Annotated in this window: 14 protein-coding genes; 2 read left to right on the top strand and 12 right to left on the bottom strand. The window is 66.4% G+C overall.

Annotation, left to right across the window (positions count from 1 at the left end; translation table 11 throughout):
* Window positions 1–603: 603 nt before the first annotated feature.
* A complete protein-coding gene (locus DK847_RS19800; protein ID WP_146256202.1) occupies window positions 604–2,316 on the top strand; it encodes a M23 family metallopeptidase in 1,713 nt (570 codons plus the stop codon).
* A gap of 58 nt (window positions 2,317–2,374) precedes the next feature.
* Window positions 2,375–3,556, top strand: a complete 1,182-nt coding sequence (locus tag DK847_RS19795) for an MFS transporter (protein WP_111200279.1) — start codon at window positions 2,375–2,377, stop codon at window positions 3,554–3,556.
* 48 nt (window positions 3,557–3,604) lie between these two features.
* Here DK847_RS19795 and DK847_RS19790 read toward each other — a convergent pair whose 3' ends face one another.
* The 12 genes from DK847_RS19790 to DK847_RS19735 form a co-directional block, all read right to left on the bottom strand.
* Window positions 3,605–3,979: an MmcQ/YjbR family DNA-binding protein gene (locus DK847_RS19790; RefSeq protein ID WP_111200278.1), complete on the bottom strand. Its 375-nt coding sequence runs from the start codon at window positions 3,977–3,979 to the stop codon at window positions 3,605–3,607.
* 79 nt (window positions 3,980–4,058) lie between these two features.
* Window positions 4,059–6,680 carry an ATP-dependent chaperone ClpB gene (gene clpB / locus DK847_RS19785; RefSeq protein ID WP_111200277.1) on the bottom strand — a complete coding sequence of 874 codons (2,622 nt, stop codon included), beginning with the start codon at window positions 6,678–6,680 and terminating at the stop codon, window positions 4,059–4,061.
* A 319-nt stretch (window positions 6,681–6,999) separates the two neighbouring features.
* Entirely contained in the window at window positions 7,000–7,878 is an 879-nt protein-coding gene (locus tag DK847_RS20875) for a DUF4167 domain-containing protein (protein ID WP_111200276.1), read from the bottom strand.
* Window positions 7,879–8,196: 318 nt separating this feature from the next.
* Window positions 8,197–9,048, bottom strand: coding sequence for a peptide chain release factor N(5)-glutamine methyltransferase (prmC, locus tag DK847_RS19775; protein ID WP_111200275.1), 852 nt, complete (start codon window positions 9,046–9,048; stop codon window positions 8,197–8,199).
* A complete protein-coding gene (prfA, locus tag DK847_RS19770) occupies window positions 9,038–10,117 on the bottom strand; it encodes a peptide chain release factor 1 (RefSeq protein ID WP_111200274.1) in 1,080 nt (359 codons plus the stop codon). Before prfA ends, prmC begins: the two co-directional genes overlap by 11 nt.
* 41 nt (window positions 10,118–10,158) lie before the next feature.
* Complete coding sequence (locus tag DK847_RS19765; protein ID WP_111200273.1) at window positions 10,159–11,709, bottom strand: DHA2 family efflux MFS transporter permease subunit; 1,551 nt, start codon at window positions 11,707–11,709, stop codon at window positions 10,159–10,161.
* A 9-nt stretch (window positions 11,710–11,718) separates the two neighbouring features.
* The gene (locus DK847_RS19760) at window positions 11,719–12,822 is read right to left on the bottom strand and encodes an HlyD family secretion protein (RefSeq protein ID WP_111200282.1); all 1,104 of its coding nucleotides are present in this window, start codon (window positions 12,820–12,822) and stop codon (window positions 11,719–11,721) included.
* A 2-nt stretch (window positions 12,823–12,824) separates the two neighbouring features.
* On the bottom strand, window positions 12,825–13,304 hold the full coding sequence (locus tag DK847_RS19755) for a MarR family winged helix-turn-helix transcriptional regulator (RefSeq protein WP_111200272.1): 480 nt from the start codon (window positions 13,302–13,304) through the stop codon (window positions 12,825–12,827).
* Window positions 13,305–13,572: 268 nt separating this feature from the next.
* Window positions 13,573–14,019 carry a D-aminoacyl-tRNA deacylase gene (gene dtd, locus DK847_RS19750; protein WP_111200271.1) on the bottom strand — a complete coding sequence of 149 codons (447 nt, stop codon included), beginning with the start codon at window positions 14,017–14,019 and terminating at the stop codon, window positions 13,573–13,575.
* A 10-nt stretch (window positions 14,020–14,029) separates the two neighbouring features.
* Window positions 14,030–15,184 carry a helix-turn-helix domain-containing protein gene (locus DK847_RS19745; RefSeq protein ID WP_111200270.1) on the bottom strand — a complete coding sequence of 385 codons (1,155 nt, stop codon included), beginning with the start codon at window positions 15,182–15,184 and terminating at the stop codon, window positions 14,030–14,032.
* Between the two features lie 340 nt (window positions 15,185–15,524).
* Window positions 15,525–17,792: a phosphoenolpyruvate--protein phosphotransferase gene (ptsP, locus tag DK847_RS19740; protein ID WP_111200269.1), complete on the bottom strand. Its 2,268-nt coding sequence runs from the start codon at window positions 17,790–17,792 to the stop codon at window positions 15,525–15,527.
* Between the two features lie 90 nt (window positions 17,793–17,882).
* A complete protein-coding gene (locus tag DK847_RS19735) occupies window positions 17,883–19,142 on the bottom strand; it encodes an aspartate kinase (RefSeq protein WP_111200268.1) in 1,260 nt (419 codons plus the stop codon).
* Between the last annotated feature and the right edge of the window lie 127 nt (window positions 19,143–19,269).

The raw sequence follows: 19,269 nt of genomic DNA, 5'->3' as shown, positions 1-19,269 counted from the left end.
AGGCTAACCGGCAGTTCGCCAGCTTGTCGGCTTTCGGCAAAAAGGCCCGCCGCGCCGCAGCGCCGCGTCCCTCAGTGACCCGGCTTATATGAGAAGCCCGGCCAAAGTGTCAAGCATGTCGCGCGCAGATTCTTGAAAAATCTCGCAAGTATCGGAAAGTCCGATGGGAAATTGATCCGTGTCGGCAGCTTCACCGGCCCTGCGGCCGGGTATTGGCTGGGCCCGGAGGGCCCGGGATGACCTTGTCATGACGGCCTGAGGGGACCCGTCACATTGACGGGCGGCTGCGGACCGGCCCCGATCATGGTTAACGAATTGGAAATAACTCTGTGTGACAGTGCAGGCTCGGAATTCCAGCCCGCGTCCCGGACTGCGGAAGAGGCCCCGGCGAGGCTGGACGAACCCTGTGGAGCACAGCCCCCAATGCGGGTTGACTAACGGGGTTCCGACAGGCATTTTCCGTCCCGCGCCGGAAGTCCCCTCGGGGGGCTTCTGAGTCCCGGCCGGAGCAAGACAAACGAACAGGCTCCGGAGGACCTGCCGAATTGGGAAGAGGCCAGGTCGAGATTTCCGGGCGTGCGAGTGTGACAGGGGATTTGAGTATTGAACGATCGCGTTGACAGACAGTTTCGCGCCCGCACACCAGTTGCCGGCACGACCCGCCGTCCGCCATTGCCGTCGAAGCTGCCGCCCCGCGCCGCAACTGCGCCCCGCACTGCGCCTGCACCGCGTGCCCTGCCGCCGCCCGCCGCCGTTTCCGAACCCTCGCCCGATCCGTTCCAGGTCGAACCGGCCCACCACCGCTGGCTGCTGACAACCTGTGTTGCCGGGATTGCCGGATCGCTGATCATCGGCAGTGCGGTCCTTGGCATCTTTGGCGAGAACGCCGCACCGCGTGATGCCTATGCCTCGGTGGAGAAGGCGTCGCTCACCGGCATGTATCCAGACAGTGCGGGCTCCGGCTCGCTGATCGGCCGCAAGGAATTCTCCTCCGCCTACCAGCCCGTGGTTCCGGAGCGCGACCTCAACAACGCCAATCTCTATCCCGAGATCACCTCCGACGACCTTCCCTACAGCGAGGACAGGCCGGTGGTGATCGATGCCGAGATCGACGGCGTCGACGAAGAGCAGAACATCACCACCATCACCAAGCAGGTTCCGCCCGAGCCGACCGACGAAACCTTCAAGCTGGCCAAGGGCGAGACGCTGATCGATGCGCTGACCGACCGCGGCGTGAGCCAGGACGCAGCCAAGGCGCTGGTCGCGTCGATCGACCCGATCTTTCCCGTGGGCATGATCAAGCCGGGCACTGCCTTCGAACTCACCCTCGACCGCCAGATCGACTTCTATGGCCGCGAAGTGATCTTCCCGGTCGAACTCTCCTTCGATCCGGGACCGAAGGAAACCCTCACCGTGGAAGCCGACGAAGACGGCCGCTTCGCCGCCGCGATCGAGGGCGCCAGGGCCGGCACCAAGTCGCAATATGCCCAGATCAACCACTTCCGCACCGAAGCAAAGGTTGGGTCCAGCCTTTACGGCACGGCCAAGGACAACAAGATCCCGGACTACATCATCGCGGAATTCACCCGTATCTTCTCCTACGACGTCGACTTCCAGCGCCAGGTGAAGGCCTCCGACACCTTCGAGGTGTTCTACGGCAACCCGCTGACCGGCTCGTCGTCCCGCCGCAAGGTGCTGCATTTCGCGCAGCTCACCCTCGACGGCAAGACCAAGACCTATTACCGCTACACCACCAAGGACGGGCAGACCGACTATTTCGACGAGAAGGGCCGCAGCGCCCAGAAGTCGCTGCTGAAGACGCCGGTGTCGGGCGCCAGGCTCACCTCCGGCTTCGGCATGCGCCGCCACCCGCTGCTCGGCTACTCCAAGATGCATGCGGGCGTCGACTTCGGCGTGCCGCAGGGCACCCCCATCCGCGCCGCCGGCTCGGGCGTGGTCAAGATCGCCGGGCGCCACGGTGCCTTCGGCATTGCCGTCGAGATCAAGCACAACGACCGCTACGAAACGCTCTATGCCCACATGAGCAAGCTCGCGGCCGGCATCCGCCGCGGCACCAAGGTCAACCAGGGGCAGATCATCGGCTATGTCGGATCCACCGGCCGCTCGACCGGCCCGCATCTGCATTATGAAGTGCATGTCGACGACCGGCCGGTGAATCCGACCCGCATCAATGCGGCGGGCGGCAAGCAGCTTGCCGGCAAGGAACTGTCGAAGTTCAACCAGATGAAGCAGCGGGTGCTGGCCATGATGCAGCAGGCGCCCTCGCCGCTGCAGGTTGCCCAGGTCAAGCAGTAGGCCACAACGCCCGATCCGTGCTTGCGCCACTGTCCTGCGCCTGCGATGACGCTTGCCGATGCGCGCCTTCCTCACGTTCCTTGCCGCCTATGTGCTGAGCCAGTTCTACCGCTCCTTCCTGGCGGTGATCGCGCCCGAACTGGCGCGCGAGTTGGCGCTCGACCCGCAGGCGCTTGGCAACCTGCAGGCCTTCTGGATCCTCGGCTTCGTCGTGACGCAGTTTCCCGTGGGCTGGGCGCTGGACACGGTGGGCCCGCGCCGCACCGTGGCGCTGCAGATGCTGGCGGCAGTCGCCGGCGCACTGCTGTTCGCCACGGCCCACAGCGCCACCGCGCTCAACATCGCCATGCTGCTGATCGGGGCGGGCTGCGGCTCGATCTACATGGGGGCGATCTATCTCTTCGGGCGCATCGCGGCGCCACAGCGCTTCGCGCTGCTGTGCTCGTGGCTCCTCGGGCTTGGGACCGCGGGCAACCTGCTGGCCGCCTCGCCGCTCGCCTGGGTGGCGCAGTCGATCGGCTGGCGCGCCGCGATGGCCGGCATGGCGGCGGCCACCGCACTCTCGGCCCTCTCGGTGCTGCTGCTGATCCGCGATCCCGAGCGCATCACTTCGCATGGCAGCCGCGGATTGTTCGGCGGCGTTGGCGACATCCTGAAGATCCGAAGCCTGTGGCCGCTGCTGCCCATCACCGCGGTCAGCTATGCCGTGGTGCTGGCGGAGCGCGGCCTGTGGGCCGGGCCCTATTTCTCATCGGTCTTCGGGCTCGAGCCCGTGGCACGCGGCAACGCGCTGCTCGTGATGGCGGCAGCCATGTCGGCGGGGGCCATGGCCTATGGCCCGCTCGACCGCCTGCTCGGCACGCGCAAATGGGTGGTGTTCGGCGGCGTGAGCGTGACGGCACTGTGCTTTGCCGCACTCGCCCTGCCCGGCCTCTCGCTCTCCATGGCCATTCTCATCATGGGCCTGCTCGGCGGCTTCGGCATGACCTATGGCGTGCTGATGGCGCATGGCCGCAGCTTCGTGCCGGACCATCTTCTGGGCCGCGGCATCACCCTGCTGAACGTGCTGTTCATCGGTGGTGCCGGCGTGCTGCAGCCGGCGAGCGGTGCGCTGATGAAACGGCTCGCCGACCAGCCACCCGAACAGGCCTATGCCACGCTGCATCTGATCTTCGCCGGGCTGCTGGCAGTGAGCCTCGTGGTGTATCTCTTCGCGCAGGACAATCCGCCGAAGAAGTAAGCCGAGCACCCTTTATGCCGTCATCCCGGCGAAGGCCGGGATGACGAGCTAAGGAGGATTGAGCCCCAACTCCTTCTGCATCCGCTTCGGCAGATTCAGCGCTGCGAGACGGTGACTCTCCCGAAGGTAATCCTTGAGCGCTGCATCATCGAGCGTCTCCGCCGTGCGCCGTTGCAGCCAGATGAGCCCGCGCGAGGCGAGATAGGGCGCAGGCCTGAGGCCCGGCTTGTCCTTCAGGAGATCGAAGGAGAGCTGCGAGGCCTTGAAGGTGATGTCGAGCGAGGAGCCTTCCCAACGCGAGGCGATGGCGAAGACCTTGCCCTTGGGCCCGCCCACCTTCCACACATGCGCATCATCCCACTGCACGACATGGGCCGTGTGGGCGAGGCTGCGGCAGAAACGGTTGTAGCCGTCGAGTGTCATGTGCCGAGAGTGGCACGAGAGCGAGCAAACAAAAAGAGCGGCCCCACCAGGACCGCCCTCCTTCAATTCGTTGCTTTCCTCAGTGCAGCTTCACGACCTTCGGATCGACCACCGTCTTGCCACCGACGGGGACGCCGTTGAAGGTCAGAAGACCGCCCTTGACGTCGACCTTCACCGTCTGGCCGTCCTTGATGCGGCCGGAGAGAATCTCCTCGGCCAGCGGATCCTGGAGGTTCTTCTGGATCACGCGCTTCAGGGGGCGCGCGCCATAGGCCGGCTCGTAGCCCTTCTCGGCGATCCAGTCGCGGGCCGCGTCGCTGATCTCCACCTCGATCTTGCGATCGGCGAGGAGCTTGCGGAGACGCCCGGCCTGGACGTCGACGATGGCGCCCATGTGCTCGCGCTTGAGCCTGTGGAACAGCACGATCTCGTCGAGGCGGTTCAGGAACTCGGGCCGGAAGTGGCTCTTCACCACCGCCATCACCTCGTCCTTCACCACGTCCACGTCCTGACCCTCGCCCAGGCTCACCAGATATTCGGCGCCGAGGTTCGAGGTCATGATGATCAGCGTGTTCTTGAAGTCCACGGTGCGGCCCTGGCCATCGGTCAGGCGGCCGTCATCGAGCACCTGCAGGAGCACGTTGAAGACATCCGGGTGCGCCTTCTCGATCTCGTCGAAGAGAACGACCTGGTAGGGACGACGCCTGACGGCCTCGGTCAGCGCACCGCCCTCGTCGTAGCCGACATAGCCGGGAGGGGCACCGATGAGGCGCGAGACGGAGTGCTTCTCCATGTATTCCGACATGTCGATGCGCACCATCGCGTGCTCGTCGTCGAACAGGAAGCCTGCGAGCGCCTTGGTGAGCTCGGTCTTGCCGACACCCGTGGGGCCAAGGAACATGAACGAGCCGATCGGCCGGTTCGGGTCCTGCAGGCCCGCGCGCGAACGCCTGACCGCGGTCGACACCGCGATCACCGCATCGGACTGGCCGATGACGCGCTTGGCAAGCTCGGTCTCCATGGCGATGAGCTTCTCGCGCTCGCCTTCCAGCATCTTGTCGACGGGTACGCCGGTCCAGCGCGACACGACCTGTGCCACGTGGTTCTCCGTCACCGCCTCCTCGAGCATCTTGGCGCTCGACTTCTCTTCGGCTTCCTTCAGCTTCTTCTCGAACTCGGGGATCGTCGCATAGGCGAGTTCGCCCGCCTTCGCAAAGTCACCCTTGCGCTGCGCCTGCTCGAGTTCGAAGCGCGCCTTCTCCAGCACCTCCTTGATGCGGGAGGCCGAAGCGAGCTGCTCCTTCTCCTCCTGCCAGCGGCGGGTCATGCCAGCCGACTTCTCCTCGAACTCCGCCAGCTCCTTCTCGAGCTTGACGAGACGGTCCTTGGAGGCCTGGTCGGTTTCCTTCTTCAGCGCCTCGCGCTCGATCTGCAGCTGCATGATGCGGCGGTCGATCTCATCGAGCTCCTCGGGCTTCGAGTCGACCTGCATGCGCAGGCGCGACGCCGCCTCGTCCATCAGGTCGATGGCCTTGTCCGGCAGGAAGCGGTCGGTGATGTAGCGGTTCGAGAGAACCGCCGCCGAGACCAGTGCGGAGTCGGTGATGCGCACGCCATGGTGAAGCTCGTACTTCTCCTTGATGCCGCGCAGGATCGACACGGTGTCCTCGACCGTCGGCTCGCCGACGAAGACGGGCTGGAAGCGGCGGGCGAGTGCGGCGTCCTTCTCGACATGCTTGCGGTACTCGTCCAGCGTGGTCGCACCCACGCAGTGGAGTTCGCCACGGGCGAGTGCAGGCTTCAGCAGGTTCGAGGCATCCATCGCGCCATCGGTCTTGCCCGCACCCACGAGCGTGTGCATCTCGTCGATGAACAGGATGATGCCGCCTTCGGCCGCCATGGTTTCGGACAGCACGGCCTTGAGCCGCTCCTCGAACTCGCCGCGATACTTGGCGCCGGCGATGAGCGAGCCCATGTCGAGTGCCATCAGCTTCTTGTCCTTCAGGCTCTCCGGCACGTCGCCCTTGACGATGCGCAACGCCAGGCCTTCGGCGATCGCCGTCTTGCCGACGCCGGGCTCACCGATCAGGACCGGGTTGTTCTTGGTGCGCCGCGACAGCACCTGGATGGTGCGGCGGATCTCCTCGTCGCGGCCGATGACCGGGTCGAGCTTGCCCTGCTGCGCCGCCTCGGTGAGGTCACGGGCATATTTCTTCAGCGCATCATAGCCCTGCTCGGCGGATGCCGTGTCGGCCGTGCGGCCCTTGCGGATCGCGTTGATGGCCTCGTTCAGGCCCTGCGCCGTGACGCCCGAATCCTTGAGGATCGTCTGCGCCTCCGACGGCTCGACGGCCAGCGCCTGCAGCAGGCGCTCGGCGGTCACATAGCTGTCGCCCGCCTTCTCGGCGATCTTCTGCGCGGCCTCGAAGACGCGCGCCATTTCGGGCGACAGGTAGACCTGCCCCGCGCCGCCGCCGGAGACCTTCGGCATTTTCTTGAGCGCAGCCTCGGTTTCCCGGAGTGCGAGACGCGAATCCCCGCCCGCGGCCTTGATCAGGCCGGCGGCAAGCCCCTCCTCGTCGTCGAGCAGGACTTTCAGCAAATGTTCGGGGGTGAAGCGCTGGTGGCCCTCACGCAGCGCCAGCGACTGCGCAGACTGGATGAAGCCGCGCGAACGTTCGGTGTATTTCTCGAAATCCATGTGTTTCTCCTCCTCGGCACTCCTCACGGGCCCCGGAAGGGCACCCCTGAAAAGCCGTCAACGGTTTGATGTGCCACCCCAACCCATTCTGAACCCCCGCGAGGCATTCCCTGAGGAGAGCGGCCTTGATGGGAGACATATGGGTAGCGTTTTCAATCAATCAAGCGGGGTATGTAGATCCTTCTGAAGCTCGCCAGCCTTGCCTTGCATCAAGGTTTTGACAAGTGCCGGGCGCCCCGCTCCGGGCTGGCCGCGGGCCCCAGGAACAGGAAAGGCGGCACACCCGGCGCCGCCTTCAGTCGCAAGTTGGGGATTGGCCTCAGTCGGAGGCTTCCGGAACCTCGGCCGCCGTCTCCTTGCGGGTGCGGCGGGGGCGTTTCACCGGGGCTGCGGCCACCTCTTCGGCAGCGGCTTCCACGGGAGCCGGCGCGGGGGCGGGCCGGCGCAGGAAGGACGGGGCCTCCCAGCGGTCGCCATCCTCGGAAGCGGCGGCGGGCGCCGGGGCCGGAGCCGGCTCGCTGCGCGGCTGCTCGTCCTGCTGGCGGGGCTGCTGGTTCTGGCGCGGTTCGCCGCCCTGGCCCTGCTGGTCATTGTTGCGGCGCTCGTTGCGGTCCTGCCAGCGCGGGCGGAAGCGGTCGCGGCCCTGCCCCTGGTTGTCGCGGTTCTGGTCACGGTCCCGGTTCTGGTCCCGATCACGGTTGAAGTCGCGGTCGCGGTTCTGGCGGAAGGGCTGGTTCTGCTGCGGGCGGTCCTGGCCCTCGATTGCAGGCTGGTCGCCCAGGCCTTCGGGTTCGCCGCCCTGGCCCTGTGCGCCGCGCTGCTCGACCTGGGCCTCGCCATGGTCCTCGAGGTCCTCGTCATCGAACTCCTCGTCCTGGCGGCGATACTGCTGCTGGGCCTGCTGCGGGTTGTTCTGCTGGTTATAGGCCTGCGCCGCGAAGACGATGCGCAGGTAGTGCTCGGCATGCTGGAAATAGCTTTCCGCCATCACGATGTCGCCGGAAGACTGGGCGTCGCGGCCGAGCTGGAGGTACTTGTCGGCAACCGTCTGGGCGGTGCCGCGGACCTTCACGTCCGGACCGTTGCTCTCGTAGACGCGGCTGAGCGGGTTGCCACCGCCGCCGCCGCCCCCGCCGCCACCTCCGCCGCCTCCGCTGCGATGGCGGTTGCGGTTGCGGTTCTTATGGGTCGGTCTCATCGAAATTCCATCTTCAGGCTGGGCCTGATCCTAGGTTGCAGGAGTTGCTCCGCCGAACGCTTGGGTTCCGCGGCATCCCGTTTACGTGTGGGCTCAGAAAGCGAGCGTCTTCAAGCGTATCCCGTTGGTTTGAGAAGGCTTCCGCCAGCGGCGCGAGTCCCGGAGGGCTCTTGCCATGTCCCCGCCTGTGCTGATTTCAACTCTCGGGCCTCTGCGCCATCCCGGCGCCAATGCCCCAACGTCGTTCCCGGCACCAATACAAAGGGCAGAAAGCGTTTCCGACTCGTATTTAGCCCACAGGCCCTTCATTTCCAAACGCTATTTTTCAGGGCGGTTAAAGGCCAGGCAGCGCTCGTGACCGCCGAGATCGCGGTACCGGCCGGCCGCCCGGAAGCCGTGCTGCGTGAAAATCGCGGTAATGTCCTCCGCCTGCCCGGCCCCGATCTCGACCAGAACGTGACCGCCCGCCGCCAGATGGGCAGCGGCACCGGACGCGATGATGCGATAGGGGTCGAGGCCGTCAGTTCCTCCGACAAGTGCGAGGCCCGGGTCATGGTTCCGTACGTCGGGGCTCAGGGTCGCAATATCGCCCGCCGGGATATAGGGTGGATTCGACAGGATGATGTCGAAGGCGCCGGTGACGGGTTCGAGCCAGCTGCCTTCGAGCAGCGTCAGCCGGTCCGCGACGCCCAGCGCCCGGGCATTCTCGCCAGCCACCGCCAGTGCGGCTGGTGACAGGTCGGTCGCAACCCCCGTCGACTCCGGCCGTTCCGCCAGAAGCGTGATGGCAATGGCACCGGTGCCGGTGCCGAGGTCGAGCAGCCGCGCGCCCTTGCCGATCCGTGGCAGCGCCGCCTCGATGATGGTCTCGGTATCGGGGCGCGGGTCGAGCGTGTCGGGTGTGACCTTGAAGGCGCGGCCATAGAACTCGCGTTCGCCGAGGATGCGGGAAACGGGCTCGTGCTCTTCACGGCGCGCGATGAAGGATTCGAAGCGTGCCGCCTGCCCGGGCGAGAGCGTGCAGTCCGGCCCCATGATCAGGTCCTCGCGGCTGAACCCGGCTGCGGCCTGCAGCAGCAGGCGGGCGTCGAGCACCGGCGTGTCTGAGCCCGCTGCCTTCAGCCGCGCGCTGGCGGCGGCCAGAAGGCTGGCCAGCTGGTCAGGCGGCATTGTCCGCTTCGGCGAGAAGCTCGGCCTGGTGATTGGTCATCAGCGCCTGCACCATTTCCTCCAGCGCCGGACCCTCGATGATCTGGTCAAGCTTGTAGAGGGTGAGGTTGATGCGGTGGTCGGTGCAGCGGCCTTGCGGGAAGTTATAGGTGCGGATGCGCTCCGAGCGGTCGCCGGAGCCGACCTGGTCCTTGCGCGTCGCGGAACGCTCGGAATCGATGCGCTGGCGCTCGATCTCATACAGCCGCGCCCGCAACAGCTTCATCGCGGCATTCTTGTTCTTGAGCTGCGACTTTTCGGTCTGCTGCGCCACCGCGATGCCCGTGGGGATGTGGGTGATGCGGACCGCCGAGTCGGTGGTGTTCACCGACTGGCCACCGGGGCCGGACGAGCGGTAGACGTCGATCCTGAGGTCCTTGTCCTCGATCTTGATGTCGACGTCCTCGGCCTCGGGCAGCACGGCGACGGTCGCCGCCGAGGTGTGGATGCGGCCTTGTGTTTCGGTGGCCGGCACGCGCTGCACGCGGTGCACGCCCGACTCGAATTTCAGGTGCGCGAAGGCGCCGGCGCCATAGATGTTGGCGATCACTTCCTTGTAGCCGCCATGCTCGCCCTCGCTGGCCGAGATCAGCTCGACCCGCCAGTTCTTCGACGCCGCATAGCGCTGGTACATGCGGAACAAATCGCCGGCGAAGATCGCCGCCTCGTCGCCACCCGTTCCGGCGCGCACCTCGAGGATGACGTTCTTGTCATCCGCCGCATCCTTGGGGAGCAGCAGGATGCGGATTTCCTGCTCCATCTTCTCGATCTTCTCGTCCAGCACCGGGCGCTCGGCCTCGGCCATCTGGGCGAGCTCGCCGCCGGCCTTCACCATGTCCTCGAGGTCGCGGCGCTCGTCATAGGCCTTGCGCAGCTCCTGCGCCTTCCTCGCGGTGGGCTCGAGATCGGCATATTCCCTGGACAGCTTGACGAAGGCATCACCCGAGACAGCCCCCGACGACATGTCGTGTTCGACGGTGGCGAAGCGCTGGATGATGCGGTCGAGCTTTTCGTGCGGAATGGCGGACATGGCGGCGCTTCTAGCCGAAGGCCTGGGCGCGGGGCAACCGCTCAGTGCCCGGCATCGGCCATGGCGGGCCTTGGTGCCGCGGCCTTCCTTGGCCCGCGGAACAGCAGCACCAGGGGCAGGCAGAGGACCCCCATCAGGGTCATCAGCAGGAAGTCGTTCTGGTAGGCGATGGTGCTTGCCTGGCCGGTCACCATCCGGTCGATCATCGCCACCCCTTCGGTGGTGGAAGGATCGAGCAGGGGCACGAAATTGAGCTGGAAGCCGGCGTTGAAGGGGGTGATCAGCTCGGCGATGCGGGCATGCATCAGGGTCGTGCCGGAGGTGAGCTGGGCGATGACGATCGAGACGCCGATGGAGGAACCCATGTTGCGGATCAGGGTCCAGACCGAGGCGGCTTCCGTGCGGAGCTGCGGCGGCAGGGTGGCAAACGAGATGGTGTTGAGCGGCACGAACACCAGCCCCAGGCCGACGCCCTGCAGCACGCTGGTCCAGATGATCGTGAAGGACGAGATGTCGGGCGTGATGCCGGTCATCATCCACAGCGAGAAGGCGGAGCAGCCCATCCCCAACCCGATCAGCAGCCGTGCATCTATGAAGGAGAGGAGACGGCCCACCACCATCATCGAGGCCATGGTGCCGATGCCGCGCGTGCCGAGCAGGAAGCCGGCGCTCAGCACCGGATAGCCCATGACGTTCTGCACGAAGGGCGTGATCAGCGCGACGCTGGCGAGGATCAGCACGCCGACGATGAACATGAAGAAGACGCCCAGCGTGAAGTTCCAGTCCCTGAACAGCGCCGGCGGCACGAAGGGCCTGTCCGCCGTCGCGGTGTGGGCGATGAAGAGGTAGCCCGCCGCGGCGGCGATCAGGCCCTCGAGGATGATCTCGTTCGACTGGAACCAGCCCTGGCTTTCGCCGCGGTCGAGCATCAGCTGCAGGAAGCCGATGCACAAGCTCAAGGTCGCGAAGCCCAGCCAGTCGAAGCGCATCTCGCGCGGCTTGGTGTCCGGCATGTAGGCCATGAGGCCCAGCACGGTGGCGATGCCGAAGGGCAGGTTGATCAGGAAGACCCAGCGCCAGGTGTAGTATTCGGTGAGCCAGCCGCCGAGTGTGGGTCCCATGATGGGGCCGAGCATGACGCCCATGCCCCAGATGGCCATGGCCTGCCCGCGCTTCTCCGGCGGGTAGATGTCCATCATCACGGCCTGTGACAGCGGCACCAGCGCCGCGCCGAAGACGCCCTGCAGGAGCCGGTAGGCCACCATGTCGGTGATGCCCTGTGCCGCACCACACAGGACGGAGGCGATGGTGAAGCCCGCGGCGGCAATGATGAAGACCTTCTTGCGGCCGAAGCGCACGGCGAGCCAGCCCGACGGCGCCGTCATGATCGCCGCGGCGACGATGTAGGAGGTCAGCACCCAGTTCACCTGGTCCAGCGTCACGCCGAGCGAGCCCTGCATGTAGGGCAGTGCGACGTTGGCGATGGTGGTGTCCAGCGCCTGCATGATGGTGGCCAGCATCACGCAGACGGTGATGAGGCCCCGGTGAATGACCGGGGCGTCCTGGGCCTTGGCATATGCGGCGGCGGACATGGGTGTTGCCTACTGCCGGGCTTCCTGCACCGGCTGGGCCACGGCCTCCCAGTGGAGGAGCCCCGCCAGCGTGCGCTTGCGGTGCGTGTCGATGTCGACGTTGACGCTCATGCCGGCGCGCAGCTTCGTCAGGTCCTGGCCCTCGTCGAGCGTGATGCGCACCGGCACGCGCTGCACCACCTTGACCCAGTTGCCTGCCGCGTTCTGTGCCGGGATGAGCGAGAACTGCGCGCCGGTGCCGGGGCTGATCGAGGCGACATGGCCGGTGAAGGCATGGTCCGGAAACGCATCGACGGTGATCGTCACCTGCTGATCGGGCTTCAGCCAGGTGATGTCCGTCTCCTTCGGGTTGGCATCGATCCAGACGTCCTGGTCGCTGACGATGGCGAAGACCGGGGAACCCGCCGCGAGGAAGCGGCCGAGCTGGATGTTGGAGACCTGGGTGGCGATACCATCCAGCGGCGCCTTCAGAACCGTCTGGTCGAGGTTCCACTGGGCGCGGTCCACTACGGCGCTGGCAGCGAGCCAGGGGCCGTAGCTTTCCAGCGTGGCATCCGGATTGCCGCCAAGCTGGCTCAGGGCATTGCGCTGGCCCTGCTGGAGTTGCGAGAGCTGGGCCGTGGCCAGCTGCAGGTTCACCTCGTCCTGCTCGATGTCGGCACGCGCGATGACCCTGGAGGCGAGCAGCTTCGACTTGCGGTCGACCTCGGACTGGCGGAGCTCAACCGTGTGCTGCGCCACCTCGATCTGCGGGGCGAAACCCTGATACTGGCTCTTGAGTGCGCCGAAGTCCGTCTCGGCACGGGTGAGCGCCGCCCTGGCCTCGGCCAGGGCGATCTCATAGGGCCTCGGGTCGATGGTGAAGAGCAGGTCGCCGGCCTTCAGCTTCTGGCCCTCGGTGACCTTGATCTCGTTCACCGTGCCGGAAATCTGCGGCGTCACCAGCACCTTCTGGGCTGCGACATAGGCATTGTCGGTCGAGATGTAGCGCCCGCCATGGAGAAATATCGCAAGTCCCGCCACGATGGCGATGGCGGGCACGACCAGCAGGAGGAAACGCCGCAGCCAGCGGCGGCGCGGCTTCGGGGCAAGGGGGGCAGAGGCATCACTCATCTTCACGTACCTGACTTCCTGAGCTTGGTGGCCGCGGCATCGGCGGCCTGGATGACCTTGAGATTGGCGTGGAGCCGGTCGAAGGTTTCGAGCAGCTGGATGATCTCGGGCGCGGTGAAGCCTTCGAACAGCTCCTCGCCCATGGCCTGCTTGAAACCGTCGAGACCGCGGGTTCGTTCACGCCCGGCGGGCGTGATGTAGAGACGGTTGACGCGGCGGTCGGCGGGGTCGTTGCGACGCTCCACCAGCCCTTCCGCGCTCAGCTGGTCGACCAGCCGCACCATGGCGATGGGCTGCACCTCCAGCACCTCGGCCAGTTCATGCTGGGCCAGCCCGTCCTGGCGGTCGAGCCGCGCGAGGGTCGCGAACTGGGCGCGGGTCAGCCCAAAGGGCTTCAGCCGCTGCTCCACGGTGACGCGCAGCAAGCGGGAGGTTTCGACGAGGCGGAGCGCGGCCTCGCGCCGGGGGTCAATGTTGTGCATGGGCGATATGATATGCGTTGTATATTATTGTTCAACGCAATTACCCTGCAATCCGTGCATGGCAGGGCCACGAACTTTGACGGGAACGTCAGGTTGAGGGGACGTGTGACCCTCCCGCGGGGCCGTGCCACGCTCTGCCCGGCAGTGCCATGCTGCCCTTCCCCAAGTTTCATCTTTCCCGGGCTTGTCACGGGTATGCTTTTCCGGCGCCCGCAAAGGATACCCGGGACACGCCCGGCGATGATGAGACCTGGGTGGGTGGCGGACCTCAGCCAGCCGTGTCGAAAAGGATGGTGACCGGGCCGTCATTGACGAGGGCCACCTTCATGTCGGCGGCGAAGATGCCCGTTTCGACGGTGACGCCTTCAGCGCGCAGGACCGCGCAGAAGTGATCGTAGAGGCGCTGGCCGACATCAGGCGGGGCGGCCCTGGAGAAGCCGGGGCGGTTGCCGCTTTCCATGCCCTGGGCGGCCAGCGTGAACTGGCTGACGGCGAGGACGGAGCCCTGAACGGACGACAAGGGGAGGTTCATCTTGCCCGCCTCGTCCTTGAAGACCCTCAGCGCCGCGATCTTGCGGGCGAGCTTTTCCGCCTGGCTCTCGCTGTCTCCCGCCATGGCGCAGACGAGCACGAGAAAGCCACGGCCGATGGCGCCGGTGACCTGGGCCTCGACCGTGACGGACGCTTCCGAAACGCGCTGGACGACGGCGCGCAAGACGGGCGGATCAGCTCTCGAAGGACTTGATGTCGAGCGAGCGGCCGACCAGGATTTCGCCCGGCGTGCCGAGAATGCCCTTTTCCTTGCCGTCGATGATGTAGACGAGGAGCCCGCCGTCCCGCGCGATGACGACGAGGCCATCACGGTTGGGCACGCGGTAGGTGTCGCCCTTCATCAGCATCTGGGTCATCACCACATTGCCGCTGCCATCCTCGATGCGGACCCAGACGGGGGCCTTGGCCTTGAGCGTCAGGCGGCTGTCGCCGGCGGCGTCGCCATATTGCTGGCCGCCGCTCTTGTTGGGCGTGGCGGCGGCGGTGGCGGCCGGGGCCTTGGAAGTGGAGGCGGTGGACGGGGGCACGTTCTTCTCGATCAGCGCGGTGATGCCGTCGAGCCCGGTTCCGTCGAGATCGTTCTCGCCCTCGGGCTGGACGGCTGCGGACTGGGTCTCCTGTGCCGGCATGGGCTCGTCACCCACCGAGACTTCGGCGGTGTCGGCACCGGTGGAGGCGGTCGGCATCGGATCGGCACCGGGCGGCGGCGGCGGCGCGGGATAATCCGCGCTCGACATGTCCAGCGCCTTGTCGGCAGCCGTGTCGGCAGACGGCATCAGCATGTAGCTCGCTGCGCCGAACAGCAGGACGGCACCGGCGAGGCCCGCGACGAGGCCCCCGGCCCCGCCCGGCATGCGGCGCATCTTCATCTTCGGCAGCCTGGCGAAACGGGTGAAGGCCAGGATCTTGGCGGAGGACAGCGGCGCCGGATTGGCCGGGTGGCGGGCCTCGGCCTTCAGCGCCGGCACCGGCATGAACTGGGCGAAGTGCTGCACCAGCGGCTCCGGGTCGAAACCGAGGAAGGCGGTGTAGGCGCCGATCATCTCCAGCGCCTCGCCGCGCTCCGGCAGGCAGGTCATGTCGCCATATTCGATGGCTTCGAGGTGATAGGGGTGGATGCCACAGCCCTCCGCCGCCTCTTCCAGCGACAGGCCGCGCATGAGGCGCTCATGCTCGAGATACCAGCCGGCCTCGCCGAGCGGGTCCGCCTCGCCATCGGGCCTGTCGCGCATCTCGATGTGGTGGGGGGCCTCCTCGTGGGCGGCCTCCTCGTGCTGGTCCACGGCCGCCTGGGCCTCACCGGTCATCTCGACGCTGTCATCACGCATGTTACCACTCTCGGGCACGGGTTACCTTTTGCCCAAGAATGACCGAGAATGGTGAATGGGAAGCTAACGCGAGGCTTGCGACACCCTTTGTTCACCGTGCCACCCTTTCCGCCGAGCGAAAGGATCGCCGGGCCAGGCCCGGCGAAGATGAGGCTCATGCAGCGGTCGCGCATATGAGGGATATAGAATATAGTCCTTTCACAGGCAAAAGTTCTTGACTTTCGGCCGGCGATGGGGTATATGGGCAGGCATGATGATCCTGCTGCTGATTGACATGGTGATCCGGTTTCTAGGGCTTGGCCCGTCTCCCGTCCCGCAGGGATGGGAGAAGGACTCGTGGCTAAAGCACCACGCCGTTGCGCTGGGCGAATTCGAGGAGTTCGGGGCGGAGCGTGTGGAGCGGGCTCTTGAGGAGCGGCTCCATGAACTTCCACAGCTTCTGGCGGTCGAGCGTGCGCAGCATGGCCTTCACGGGGCCGATTGCCGAGGGCACCATGGAGATGGAGTTGAGGCCGACGCCGATGAGGCCCATCGCCTCCAGCGGGCGGCCGCCCAGCTCACCACAGAGGGTGACGGGCTTGCCGTGCTCCGCCGCCTTCTCGACGATCAACCGCATGGCGCCGAGCGCCGCGGGGCTCAGGGGATCATAGCGCCCGGCGAGCTTGGGGTTGCCGCGGTCGGAGGCGAAGAGGAACTGCACCAGGTCGTTGGACCCGATCGAGGCGAAATCGACCAGCGGCAGCAGATGGTCGAGCTGCCACAGGAGGGACGGGATCTCGATCATGGCGCCTAGCTTCAACGGCGCCGGAAGCCTGTGGCCACGCTTCAGGAGATGCGCCTTCTCGATCTCCACCACCTCGATGGCACGCCGGTATTCATCGATATCGGCGATCATGGGGAACATGATCTTCATCGGCTGGCCTTCCGCCGCCATCATCAACGCGCGCAGCTGCAGGCGGAGAAGGGCCGGACGATCGAGCGCCATGCGGATCGAGCGCCAGCCCAGGGCCGGGTTCTCCTCCTTCGGCTGGCGCAGGTATGGCAGGATCTTGTCGGCACCGATGTCGAGCGTGCGGAAGGTGACGGGCTTGCCCTGCGCCTGTTCGATGATCGCCTCGTAATGGCGGATCTGCTGGGACAGCCGCGGGAAGCGGCTGGCCATCATGAACTGCAGCTCGGTGCGGTAGAGGCCCACGCCATCGGCCCCTGAATCATGGACATGCGGCAGGTCGACGATGAGGCCGGCATTGATGTTGAGCTCGATGCGCTCACCCGACTTGCAGATGGCGGGCTCGTCACGCAACGCCGCATATTGCGCCTGCTTGCGGGCATAGAAGCGGACCTTCTCGGCATAGGAGCGCTGGAGATCCGTTGACGGACGAACGAAGACCTCACCCGTGCTGCCGTCGACGATGATGGGGCTTCCCGTGTCGACGAGGTCGATCAGGCCTTCTGCCTGGCCGATGGCGGGAATGCCGAGTGCCCGGGCGACGATGGCGACGTGGCTCGTCCGCCCGCCCTCCTCCAGCACCACGCCGCGGAGCTTCGAGCGGTCATAGTCGAGGAGTTCGGCGGGGCCCATGTTGCGGGCGACCACGATGGCGTTCTGCGGCAGGTCGGTGCGCGACGCGGTGGCGATGGCCCCCGTCAGGATGCGAAGCAGGCGGTTCGACAGGTCGTCGAGGTCATGCATGCGCTCGCGCAGGTAGGGGTCCGGCGTGCGCATCATGCGCGCGCGGTTGTCGTTCTGCACGCGCTCCACCGCGGCCTCGGCCGTGAGGCCGGTGTCGATCGCCTCGCGCAGGCGGTTCATCCAGCCCTTGTCATGGGCGAACATGCGGATGGTTTCGAGCACGTCGGAATATTCGGTGGCGCCGCGCTGGGCGTCGGAGCCGTCGAGCAGCTCGTCGACATGGGCGCGGAGCTGCGCCACCGCGTCCTCCAGCCGGCGCTTCTCGGCCGGCACGTTCTCGGCGATGAGGTTCTGGATGACGACGCGCGGCTCGTGCAGCACGGCGTGGCCAAGGGCCACGCCCTCGGCCAGTGAATCGCCGCGCAGGTGGTGGCTTCTGACATGGGCCACGTCGGCGGCGACCTCGCTCGCCACCTCGCGCAGCTCGCCCGCGGCGATGACCTCGGCCAGCACCATGGCCGTGGTCTGCATCGCCTCCTCTTCCTCCTCGGTGTAGTGCCGCCTTGTGCGGTTCTGCACCACGAGCACGCCGATGACGGCGCCGCCGCGCATGATCGGCACGCCGAGGAAGGAGTGGTAGATCTCTTCTCCCGTCTCGGGCAGGTATTTGAACGAGGGGTGCTGCTGGGCGTCCGACAGGTTCAGCCCGATCGCCTGCTTGGCGATGGTGCCGACGAGGCCCTCGCCCGCCTTGAGCTTGGACTTGTGCACGGCCTCGCGCTTGAGGCCCTCGGTGGCATAGAGCTCGAGGAAATCACCCGGCCGCATGACGTAGATCGAGCAGACCTCGGCCACCATGTTGGCGGCGATGATCTGGACGATCTTGTCCAGGCGCTTCTGCGCTGTGACCGGCTCCGCCATGACCTCGCGGAGCCTTCTGAGCAGGACGCGCGGGCCGAGGGCGGAGGTTCCCATCAGCCGCCGTCCCCGCGTACGCAGGCGCGGACCGCTTTCGAGCGGCCGGCCTTCGTCACGAACTGGCTGAGGGTGAGGCGCATGGGTCTATCAGGCGACCTTGGCGTCGAGGCCATAGGCCGTGTGCAGCGCGCGCACGGCGAGTTCGGTATAGGCCTCGTCGATCAGCACCGAGGTCTTGATCTCGGAGGTGGTGATGGCCTGGATGTTGATGCCCTTCTCGGCCAGCGCCTTGAACATCTTGGCGGCAACACCGGCGTGGCTCCGCATGCCGATGCCGACGATCGACACCTTGGCGACGTCCGCCGAATGGGCGAGGTCGTCGAAGCCGACCTTGGACTTCACCGCATTCAGCACTTCCAGCGCCTTGCGCAGGTCCTTGCGGGCGACCGTGAAGGTGATGTCGGTGAAGGCGCCATCGGCCGAGATGTTCTGGACGATCATGTCGACCGAGATATCGGCCTCGGCCAAGGGACCGAAGATGGCGGCGGAGACGCCGGGCTGGTCCTTGACGCGGCGGACGGAAACCTTGGCCTCGTCGCGCGAATAGGCGACACCACTGACGACATGCTGTTCCACGATACGTTCCTCATCGCAAACGAGTGTTCCGGGACCGGTCCCGTCGGGCTTGTTCTGGTTCGGTGCGTCCGGCGCCTCGAAGCTGGAGCGCACCTGGAGCGGCACCTTATACACCATGGCGAGCTCGACCGAACGGGTCTGCAGCACCTTGGCGCCCAGGGACGCCTGCTCCAGCATCTCCTCATAGGAGATGCGGTCGAGCTTCTGGGCGCCGGTGACGATGCGCGGGTCGGCGGTATAGACGCCGTCGACGTCGGTATAGATGTCGCAGGCGGCGTCGAGCGCCGCGGCGATGGCCACGGCGGACGTGTCCGACCCGCCGCGGCCGAGCGTGGTGATGCGGCGGTCCGGGCCGATGCCCTGGAAGCCGGCGATCACCGCGACCTGGCCCTGGTCCATGCGCTTCCTGATCTCGTCGCCGTCGATGCCGGCGATGCGGGCGGCGCCATGCACACCGTCGGTCTTCAAGGGGATCTGCCAGCCCTGCCAGGAGCGGGCGGGAATCCCCAAGTCCTGCAGGACGATCGCGAGGAGGCCGGCGGTGACCTGTTCGCCGGAGGCGACCACCGCGTCATATTCGCGGGCGTCATGCACCGCGGCGGCCTCGCGGCACCAGCCGACCAGACGGTCGGTGGTGCCCGACATGGCGGAGACCACCACGGCCACATGGTGGCCGGCCTTGACTTCGCGTTCCACATGGCGGGCGACGTTGCGGATGCGGGCAATGTCCGCAACCGAAGTCCCCCCGAACTTCATCACCAAACGGCCCATCGGCCTTAAACCTTTCATGTCCCCCGCCGCCCGGAAACCCCGTCTCGGGAGGTCCGGCTGGTGGCCAGTTCTGAAGGAATTTTGAACCCCCGGGTGCGGCGCGGCGTACTCATAGATGACAGGCTTC

It is taken from the genome of Aestuariivirga litoralis (assembly GCF_003234965.1).
GTDB lineage: Bacteria > Pseudomonadota > Alphaproteobacteria > Rhizobiales > Aestuariivirgaceae > Aestuariivirga > Aestuariivirga litoralis.
The sequence above is the reverse complement of the archived record's forward strand: the minus strand, read 5'-3'. Positions and strand labels throughout refer to the sequence as shown.

Excerpts from the sequence above, each read along its gene's own strand:
- DK847_RS19765 (WP_111200273.1), bottom strand. The coding sequence starts at position 11,709 with ATGTCCGCCGCCGCATATGCCAAGGCCCAGGACGCCCCGGTCATTCAC.
- DK847_RS19735 (WP_111200268.1), bottom strand. The coding sequence starts at position 19,142 with ATGGGCCGTTTGGTGATGAAGTTCGGGGGGACTTCGGTTGCGGACATT.
- DK847_RS19795 (WP_111200279.1), top strand. The coding sequence starts at position 2,375 with ATGCGCGCCTTCCTCACGTTCCTTGCCGCCTATGTGCTGAGCCAGTTC.
- prmC (WP_111200275.1), bottom strand. The coding sequence starts at position 9,048 with ATGCCGCCTGACCAGCTGGCCAGCCTTCTGGCCGCCGCCAGCGCGCGG.
- prfA (WP_111200274.1), bottom strand. The coding sequence starts at position 10,117 with ATGTCCGCCATTCCGCACGAAAAGCTCGACCGCATCATCCAGCGCTTC.
- DK847_RS19790 (WP_111200278.1), bottom strand. The coding sequence starts at position 3,979 with ATGACACTCGACGGCTACAACCGTTTCTGCCGCAGCCTCGCCCACACG.
- clpB (WP_111200277.1), bottom strand. The coding sequence starts at position 6,680 with ATGGATTTCGAGAAATACACCGAACGTTCGCGCGGCTTCATCCAGTCT.
- DK847_RS19760 (WP_111200282.1), bottom strand. The coding sequence starts at position 12,822 with ATGAGTGATGCCTCTGCCCCCCTTGCCCCGAAGCCGCGCCGCCGCTGG.
- DK847_RS20875 (WP_111200276.1), bottom strand. The coding sequence starts at position 7,878 with ATGAGACCGACCCATAAGAACCGCAACCGCAACCGCCATCGCAGCGGA.
- DK847_RS19745 (WP_111200270.1), bottom strand. The coding sequence starts at position 15,184 with ATGCGTGATGACAGCGTCGAGATGACCGGTGAGGCCCAGGCGGCCGTG.
- DK847_RS19755 (WP_111200272.1), bottom strand. The coding sequence starts at position 13,304 with ATGCACAACATTGACCCCCGGCGCGAGGCCGCGCTCCGCCTCGTCGAA.
- ptsP (WP_111200269.1), bottom strand. The coding sequence starts at position 17,792 with ATGGGAACCTCCGCCCTCGGCCCGCGCGTCCTGCTCAGAAGGCTCCGC.